General features: G+C 44.6%; 8 protein-coding genes and 1 tRNA gene. 6 read left to right on the top strand and 3 right to left on the bottom strand.

What is annotated here, in order from left to right:
- Nucleotides 1–210: 210 nt before the first annotated feature.
- From ACTXGO_RS07160 to ACTXGO_RS07175, 4 genes are all read left to right on the top strand, one after another.
- Nucleotides 211–549 (top strand): hypothetical protein, encoded by a 339-nt coding sequence (locus tag ACTXGO_RS07160; protein WP_443542577.1) that lies wholly within the window; start codon nucleotides 211–213, stop codon nucleotides 547–549.
- Between the two features lie 344 nt (nucleotides 550–893).
- Nucleotides 894–2,390 carry an Asp-tRNA(Asn)/Glu-tRNA(Gln) amidotransferase subunit GatB gene (gene gatB, locus ACTXGO_RS07165; protein ID WP_443573861.1) on the top strand — a complete coding sequence of 499 codons (1,497 nt, stop codon included), beginning with the start codon at nucleotides 894–896 and terminating at the stop codon, nucleotides 2,388–2,390.
- 92 nt (nucleotides 2,391–2,482) lie between these two features.
- Nucleotides 2,483–2,559, top strand: a tRNA-Pro gene (locus tag ACTXGO_RS07170).
- Nucleotides 2,560–2,769: 210 nt separating this feature from the next.
- Nucleotides 2,770–3,075 carry an addiction module antidote protein gene (locus ACTXGO_RS07175; protein ID WP_443542579.1) on the top strand — a complete coding sequence of 102 codons (306 nt, stop codon included), beginning with the start codon at nucleotides 2,770–2,772 and terminating at the stop codon, nucleotides 3,073–3,075.
- A 204-nt stretch (nucleotides 3,076–3,279) separates the two neighbouring features.
- Here the strand turns inward: ACTXGO_RS07175 and ACTXGO_RS07180 are convergent, their stop codons facing one another.
- Together ACTXGO_RS07180 and bioD are read right to left on the bottom strand one after the other, a co-directional pair.
- Nucleotides 3,280–3,582 (bottom strand): monooxygenase, encoded by a 303-nt coding sequence (locus ACTXGO_RS07180; protein WP_443542580.1) that lies wholly within the window; start codon nucleotides 3,580–3,582, stop codon nucleotides 3,280–3,282.
- Nucleotides 3,583–3,672: 90 nt separating this feature from the next.
- Complete coding sequence (bioD, locus tag ACTXGO_RS07185) at nucleotides 3,673–4,407, bottom strand: dethiobiotin synthase (RefSeq protein WP_443573855.1); 735 nt, start codon at nucleotides 4,405–4,407, stop codon at nucleotides 3,673–3,675.
- A 178-nt stretch (nucleotides 4,408–4,585) separates the two neighbouring features.
- Here bioD and ACTXGO_RS07190 point away from each other — a divergent pair, with 178 nt between their 5' ends.
- Nucleotides 4,586–5,809 (top strand): 8-amino-7-oxononanoate synthase, encoded by a 1,224-nt coding sequence (locus tag ACTXGO_RS07190; RefSeq protein WP_443573857.1) that lies wholly within the window; start codon nucleotides 4,586–4,588, stop codon nucleotides 5,807–5,809.
- A 36-nt stretch (nucleotides 5,810–5,845) separates the two neighbouring features.
- Here ACTXGO_RS07190 and bioA read toward each other — a convergent pair whose 3' ends face one another.
- Nucleotides 5,846–7,189 (bottom strand): adenosylmethionine--8-amino-7-oxononanoate transaminase, encoded by a 1,344-nt coding sequence (bioA, locus tag ACTXGO_RS07195; RefSeq protein WP_443542585.1) that lies wholly within the window; start codon nucleotides 7,187–7,189, stop codon nucleotides 5,846–5,848.
- A gap of 157 nt (nucleotides 7,190–7,346) precedes the next feature.
- Between bioA and ACTXGO_RS07200 the strand changes: the two genes are divergently transcribed.
- Nucleotides 7,347–8,203, top strand: an 857-nt coding sequence (locus ACTXGO_RS07200; RefSeq protein ID WP_443573859.1) for a DUF1853 family protein, incomplete at its 3' end; no start/stop codon positions are given.

The following is an 8,203-nucleotide window of genomic DNA, read 5'->3' on the forward strand; positions in this document are numbered from 1 at the left end:
CCTGTAGGTTTACAGTTAATTGGGCAATATTGGCAAGAGAGTAAGCTGCTTGCCACCGCGCATCTGTTCCAGCAGCATACGGATCATCATTTGCAACACTCACTCATTGCCAAAGAGGGCGTATAATACGTTTATCTAGAGCTAACTCACTGATCGTATTAGCATATACGGTTTTGCATAAGCATAAATTAACGCTAATAAGGATATAAGATGACAGTTATCGAGATGTTAAAACAAGAGATCGGCTTAGATGAAAATCAGGCGCAAGCTCTAAAAGCCGAGCTAAAAGCGTTAGAAGCGTTTTTTGATAAAAACTTTGAAGATAGTAAATCTTTTTTTGAAGCGTTTTATGCTAAGTTTGAGGACGTCATTGCTCCGTATGGTTTTGAAAAAGGGGATGCTGAACAAGCTGAGCCTTTAGTCAGTAGCCTATACAGACAAGGCAAGTTTAAGATTTTGGTGACTTATATTATCCCCGCCTATTATCAAAGTGGCGGAGATAGTGATATCTTCAAAGACACTTACGAGCAGATGTTGAATCATCACTGATGCTCTAAAGTATGTGCTGCGCGCTAACCTATGTTAATGGCATTACTAGAGCTTGAGCATAAACAGCTTGATTGGTTTTAGAGAATATCGAACCTTGCGATAACAAGGTCGTTTAGCCTTGATTGAAGCGGATATACTGCTTGGATAAGCGCATTGTGAGGGCTTGGTTTTGCTATGGCTACGCGGAGCAAGAGACATGGCAAGCGCTAGCCCTCGCTTTGCTTAGATGAGCAGATAGTAGCGAAAAGCGAGATTAGCTGCAAATATTGATAACAACTAACCCGTAACACTTTATAGCTTAATAATTATTTATTTTAATTTTTTGATAGGATTTTACAATGGAAATGACAGAGTTTGCGCCTCGTAAAGAGCTGCTCGTCGATGGCTATGAAGTGGTCATCGGCATTGAGATTCATTGCCAGCTTAATACCGAAAGTAAGATATTCTCTAACGCGCCAACCGACTTTGGTCATGAGCCAAACTCGCAAGCGAGCATTGTCGATTTGGGTCTACCAGGTGTCTTACCTGTGTTAAACAGAGGCGTATTGGATCGTGCACTTAAGTTCGGTATCGGCGTCAACGCAGAATTGGGTCTGTTCAATACCTTTGATCGTAAAAACTACTTTTATCCCGATTTGCCTAAAGGCTATCAAATCACTCAAATGGCGCACCCTATCGTCGGCAAGGGCTATATCGATGTAGTCGTCAACGAAGGCGAAAAAAATGAATACCCCAAACGCATGGGTATCACGCGCGCGCATTTAGAAGAAGATGCGGGCAAGTCAGTGCATGATGCGGTTGAAGGTATGACGGGCGTCGATCTCAACCGTGCGGGTACGCCACTGATTGAAATCGTCTCTGAACCTGACATGCGCTCAGCTCATGAGGCACTCGCCTACATCAAGGCCATTCATCAACTGGTCACGTGGCTGGGTATCTCAGATGCCGTCATGGCAGAAGGCTCGTTCCGCTGCGATTGCAACGTGTCGGTACGCCAGCCTAGCGGCGAGCTTGGCACACGTACTGAGCTGAAAAACCTTAATTCATTTCGATTCATTGAGCGCGCTATCAATCGTGAGATTGAGCGTCAAATCGATATTATCGAGGATGGCGGTACAGTGGTGCAGGCGACGATGCTCTATGATCCTGATCTTGATGAGACGCGTATCATGCGTACCAAAGAGAATGCTGATGACTATCGCTACTTCCCTGATCCTGATCTGACTCCTGTACGTCTCGATCAGCATACTATCGATAAGATAAAAGAAGAAATGCCTGAGCTACCTGTAGCACGTCGAACGCGGTTTGAGAATGAGCTTGAATTATCAGAATACGACGCGCGTATCTTGACGGGTAGCCGCGAGCTTGCCGATTACTTCGAAGACGTCGTTACCGAAGTTGGTACACTCAATACTAAAATGGCGGCAAACTGGGTCATGGGTGATCTGCTCGGTGCACTCAATAAAGATGATCAAGACATCACAGGCTCCCCTATCAGCGCCAAGCAACTGGCGGTACTGCTGGCTCGTATCAATGATGACACGCTATCAGGTAAAATGGCAAAACAAGTCTTTAGCGCGCTATACGCCCACGAAGGCGGCAGTAGCGACGATGCGGCTGATAAGATCATCGAAGAAAAAGGTCTTAAGCAAGAGACGGATACAGGTGCTATCAAGGCTATGGTCGAAGAGGTCATCGCTAACAATGAAGCGATGGTCGATGAGTATCGCGGCGGTAAACAAAAAGCCTTTAATGGTCTGGTTGGGCAAGTGATGAAAGCCAGTCGCGGTAGCGCTAATCCGCAACAGGTCAATCAGATCCTAAAAGAGCTGCTCGGCTAAAATGCCTGCTATGCGTCAAATGTGATGGCTGTATTTGGACAAAATAAATAGCCCTTGCAATAAAAGTAAATTTGCGTAAAATAGCAGTCATTCGGGGCGTAGCGCAGTCTGGTAGCGCACTACACTGGGGGTGTAGTGGTCGCAGGTTCAAATCCTGCCGTTCCGACCAAACACAATATTAGGGCATACCGTCATAGACCGTATGCCCTTTATTTTGGGCATTTTTCAGGTATTGAGCGTTATATAGGTGTATGGCGTTCTATATAGAATGTTGGTATTATTTTTGGTACTGAGCGATATTAATGTGACAACTGATGTGTTAATTATTAAAGTGAAAGCTGATAGTAACAAGTCAAGAATGACAAAAAGGACCACTCTAGTGACTAATATTAAAACCAGCCGTTTTGATGTGGCAGAATATCTAACAGATGAGACCCTTATCAGTGCTTATTTAAACGAAGCACTGACTGATGGCGCACCTAGTGAGTTTATTCAAGCCTTGAATGATGTGGCACGCGCAAAAGGCATGAATGAGTTAGCAGAAAAGACAGGCATAAGACGTGAAAGTCTGTATAAAACCTTACAGTCTGAAAAGCCACGTTTTGACACTATGCTAAAGATCATTGATGGTATGGGCTTACAATTAACCTTAAACCCTAAAGTCGAGCCTTGTGTAGAGGCTTAATTGTTTCGATATTTTTGACTATTACTACGAGAGGCGGACATTTATAGCTTGCCTTTTTTTGTGCCGTAACCCTTTAGACTTATTCAAATGCTCGATTGGTTTAGAAGGTACGACGTAACGACCATACTAAGCTAGAACTAATTAATACAAAGCCAGCCCTTATATTTGAGGGTTGGCTTTACTTATATAGACTACTTATCAATATCAAACAGAAGCTTTAGTAATAGCGCTCAATTCCTGATTGATAATAAAGGTCTTAGCCCGAATACCCGTAATACCAAACGACTCTAAGCGCTCGGTATGTTTAGCTTGATATCTATTAGCGTCCTCTAAATTATCAAACACATATATTCCGCCCGCCTCCTGCGTGTCTGCGTTTTCTGTCCACAGCTTATAGACCAGACCACTCTCGGTCGCGATATCGCTAGCCAAGTCCTTCATTTGCGTATAAAACTCGTCACCAAAAGGACCACTGTACGGAAAATCCATTTGTAAAAGGTATTGCATAATTCGCTCCATTATTTATTAATGATCAAGCTTATTACTCTATCATAAAGCATGCTAAACCATATAAAAGGACGATAGCGTTATAGCACTCTATTTAAATACTTGCGCGTAGTTCGCGAGTGAAAAGTCTGTATCAGCTTTGATGTCCGTATCGGCCGTTTGAGGGTGTAGATTGGATGAGCTATCCGGTAAATCCACCCAGTAGCTTTGCGGATGGTTAGCTTGCAGATACTCATATAGATACTGTCTGGTACTATCGACAATCTCATTATCTTTTGGATAGCTTGAGTCAGGCTGCCACTGATTATATATCAGCGCATGTAGGGTCAATGAGCGGCTTTTTATGGCCTCAATGCTCAGTAACGTATGGTTAATACTGCCAAGTCTACCAGAGCTAACTAAGACAACAGGATAACCCTGCTCGGCGATATAATCTAGAGTTAGTAACGTATCGGTAATAGGCACCATAAGCCCGCCAGCACTCTCTAACAATACGATATCGTAATCCTTTAGCAGTGCATTGGTCGACGCTGTGATAAGCTTAGGTTCAATCACCGTATGCTCAAGCGCGGATGATAAGTGCGGCGAGGCAGGCTTGCTAAAGACGTAAGGACAACTCGTCCCCTCCTTATCTACTGTCTGTAGAGGGATACCCATCATATTTCTATGGGCGACGATATCCTCTGCAATATCAGAGCATCCTGTTTGCACAAGCTTTTGCGTGATGACCTTGTGCCCTTGCTGATGCAGAGTTTTGGCCAACTGCCCTGTCGCTACTGTTTTGCCAATATCGGTATCTATACCACCGATGAATAGTACCGTCATAGTTATTAATCCTTATTTTAAAGCGTATAAAATTTTAGCGTTTTATTGATGGCAATATACCGTTAGAATGACTAGCTGCATCATTGTAGTAGCCAAAATCTAGTGACTACTGATGCTAATACTAGAATCAAATACTAAAAGCATCAAATAACCTTTAAATTAATGTAGGATTGCTGTTATGACAGGACCCACGCGCGCCCGCGTCAACGATCATTTAGATATGCTCCGTGCTAACAATCAGTATCGACAACTTCCTAACATTAAGCATCAAAATCAGTGCATCATCGCTGATAATCAATCCCTGCTAAATATCTCTAGCAATGACTACTTAGGTTTAGGTAATGACACTGGCTTGCAGAGCGAGTTTTTGGCTCAGCTGCAAGCGCTTCCTGCATCACAACTACCCAAAATGGGCTCGACCTCCTCACGTTTGCTGACGGGTAATCACGAGCAGTTGCCACTACTAGAAGCAGATTTATTAAACTGGTATCACCTTGCCTTATCAGATGATGAACGTCAAACCTCCACCAAGTCTATCTTGGTGCTTAACAGTGGCTATCACGCCAATATCGGCATTTTGCCTGCGCTTGCCAAACTGCCCCTTGAGACTTGTATACTATCAGACGACTTGATACACGCCAGCATAATTGATGGCATCCGTCTTATCCGTAGCAAGCAGTGTACTTATAAGCGCTATCGTCACAATGATTTAGCGCATCTGAAAGCTATTATTGACAGCTTAGATAAGTCTGTTGAACGCATTATCATCGTCACCGAAAGTGTCTTTAGTATGGATGGCGATCGCGCGGACTTAAAGGCCTTGGTCAAACTCAAAGCGGGCGATCCTCGAATTGAACTCTATGTCGATGAAGCTCATGCCGTCGGCGTCTTAGGCTATAACGGACTGGGATTGAGCGAGGAGACGCAAACCTTAGAAGACATAGATTATCTCGTCGGCACCTTTGGCAAAGCCTTTGCCTCAACAGGCGCTTATATTATATGTGATGAAAAGGTGAGAGAGTGGTTAATCAACCAAATGCGCTCCTTTATCTTTAGCACCGCACTGCCCCCTATTATGCATAGTTGGACCCGCTTTATCGTAGAGAAGATGCCTTCGCTTCACTATTTGCGTACCCATCTTGCCAAGCTATCTTTGCAAGTGGCAGATGCTATTAAAGCTACAGAGGGTAGCTCAATTAGCAGCTATCAATCACCTATTATCCCTTATGTACTTGGGAGCAATGACAAAGCGATAAGTAAGGCCGAGCAGCTGCGGGAGGCGGGGTTTTATGTACTGCCAATCCGCCCACCTACCGTCCCTGTAGGCACAGCGCGCATTCGATTAGTGATGAATGCTAGGCTTACCACAGAGGACTGTGACCGTTTAATATCGCTCTTATAGAATACTGAAGTTGTTTTTTGCTGTGAACAGAATATCCTAGTCACTACTTATAGATAAGTACTGGTTAATCACGGCTTTTAATCGATCACATAGTGTAGCGACTTCTGCTTGGGTCATGATGATCGGCGGCATAATGTAAATGAGTTTGCCAAAGGGTCTGACCCAGATCTGATTCTTAATGAGCAATTTTTGAAAAGTAGGCATATCCACGCTGTTATTGAACTCAATCACGCCTATAGCGCCTAGGGTACGTACATCGGCTACTTGAGGATAGTCTTTGATTGCAGCGAGCTGCGCTTGTAGATATTTCTCTATTTCTCTAGCTTGAGCAGGATAATTCTGAGTGATGACCAAGTCGAGGGACGCAATAGCTACTGAGCATGCTAGCGGATTGCCCATAAAGGTCGGACCATGCATTAAAGCTGCATAAGGGCTAGCCGCAATAGTATCAGCGACATCACGCTGGCATAGGGTCGCCGCAAACGTCATATAACCGCCAGTTAGGGCTTTGCCTATGGTCATAATATCTGGGGTTATATCAGCATGTTCACAGGCAAACATTTTGCCCGTACGTCCAAACCCTGTGGCGATTTCATCAGCTATCATCAGCACATCATAGCGCCTGCACAACTGACGTATCAGCTGTAAATACTGCGGACTATAAAAACGCATGCCGCCCGCGCCTTGCACGATAGGCTCAATAATAAAAGCGGCCATATGAGTATGATTCGTCTCAAAGAACTCAGTCAGCTGCGCGCGCGCACTCTCTGGCATCTCATTGTTAAAGCCATCAATAGGCTTGTCTGTGAATAGCTGTACGGGTAGTTGATTGCCATAGATGCTGTGCATGCCGCCAACAGGATCGCAGATGCTCATGGCATGCCAAGTATCACCATAGTATCCAGAACGGGTAGTAGCGATTTTATTTTTCTCGGGTTTGTCTTTAGCGAGCTGATATTGCATTGCCATTTTTAATGACACTTCAACGGCGATGCTACCGCTGTCTGCATAAAAAATCGCGTCAAGACCATTAGGGACGATAGAGAGCAGTTTTTTACCTAAATCGATAGCGGGCTGATGGGTAAGACCACCGAACATGACATGAGACATCTTTTGCAATTGCTCGCTGATGGCCTGATTGAGTGCAGGATGATTATAGCCATGAGTACAGGCCCACCACGATGACATACCATCTATGAGGGGTTCGCCCGACTTTGTATACAGATAGACCCCATCACAGCGCTCGATGACCAGGTTGGGATAAGCAGGTGGCAGCGAGGTATAGGGATGCCAAAGATGATGCTGATCAAACGCATCCGTATCCTCAGAGTCTGTAGCCAATCTAGATGTTTTATCTCTAGCTATTAAGTTATCGCTCATAAATCTGTCAATCGCTAATTAAAGGGTTATCACAATATAGCGGTAACTCGTTATAAAAGCTAGACGCAGCCCCTTGCAAAAAAGGGCTAACTGTCTATAGACTTTTATAGGCGCAAGCGTTACGGTGAATGCTCCATAATCTTATATGATTGATACTATGTCCAAGCCTACCCTGCCCCTTTGTCCTGCTCAAACTAAGGCTCCTTGGGCATCATTTACCCGCCCTTATGTGCGCGACTTGGCGTATGTACTCGCCTGCCCTAATGTGCTGACTCAATGGCTTGATTTTGCACCGCATCAAAGCACTCATGAAGTCGAAGTCCATCCCAGTGAGTTTTGGCTGGCGCAATTTGACGCTTATCGTCAGCGTTTGGATGAGCTTGATACTACTCACGCCTATCAAAACTTGACCCGTTATCTACTTAGTCGGCCAAGTCCCAATCGTTTGGGCTTTCACTTTGAGGGTTTGTTATCATTTTGGTTAGAAGACGGCTTTGCGCGTGGATTACATCCGTATGAGACACTCGCCAATAACGTGCAGCTATATAATGGCAAGCAAACCGTCGGTGAGCTGGATTTGATTTTGTACAACCACAGCGAGCAGTTGATTGAGCATTGGGAGCTGGCGATTAAGTTTTTTATGGGTGCGTCGCCTTTTACCCCTGAGCACTGGGTCGGTATCAACTCCAATGACAATCTACAGCGTAAGATGACTTATATGCAGACTAAGCAGTTTAGAGTGGTTTGGGTCGATACCGAGGCGCATGGTCGCGTCAAAATCGATAAGCGTTATGGGGTGATTAAGGGGCGCTTTTTTTTGCCGATAAACACCATTGACTTCGATAAACCTGATTGGCTAACACCAACCTTCCCTTTGCACGAGTGGTGCGATAAAAATGACGATGCAACACTTGCCACACTTGATACCTCTACACTTAGAGCCGCTCACTATATTGAATGGTTCACTAAACGCGACTTTTATGATGCTCGTCAACCTCTAGCCACTTGCCTAGA

This window comes from Psychrobacter sp. T6-1 (assembly GCF_052258445.1).

Excerpts from the sequence above, each read along its gene's own strand:
- ACTXGO_RS07160 (WP_443542577.1), top strand. The coding sequence starts at position 211 with ATGACAGTTATCGAGATGTTAAAACAAGAGATCGGCTTAGATGAAAAT.
- gatB (WP_443573861.1), top strand. The coding sequence starts at position 894 with ATGACAGAGTTTGCGCCTCGTAAAGAGCTGCTCGTCGATGGCTATGAA.
- ACTXGO_RS07180 (WP_443542580.1), bottom strand. The coding sequence starts at position 3,582 with ATGCAATACCTTTTACAAATGGATTTTCCGTACAGTGGTCCTTTTGGT.
- bioD (WP_443573855.1), bottom strand. The coding sequence starts at position 4,407 with ATGACGGTACTATTCATCGGTGGTATAGATACCGATATTGGCAAAACA.
- ACTXGO_RS07190 (WP_443573857.1), top strand. The coding sequence starts at position 4,586 with ATGACAGGACCCACGCGCGCCCGCGTCAACGATCATTTAGATATGCTC.
- bioA (WP_443542585.1), bottom strand. The coding sequence starts at position 7,189 with ATGAGCGATAACTTAATAGCTAGAGATAAAACATCTAGATTGGCTACA.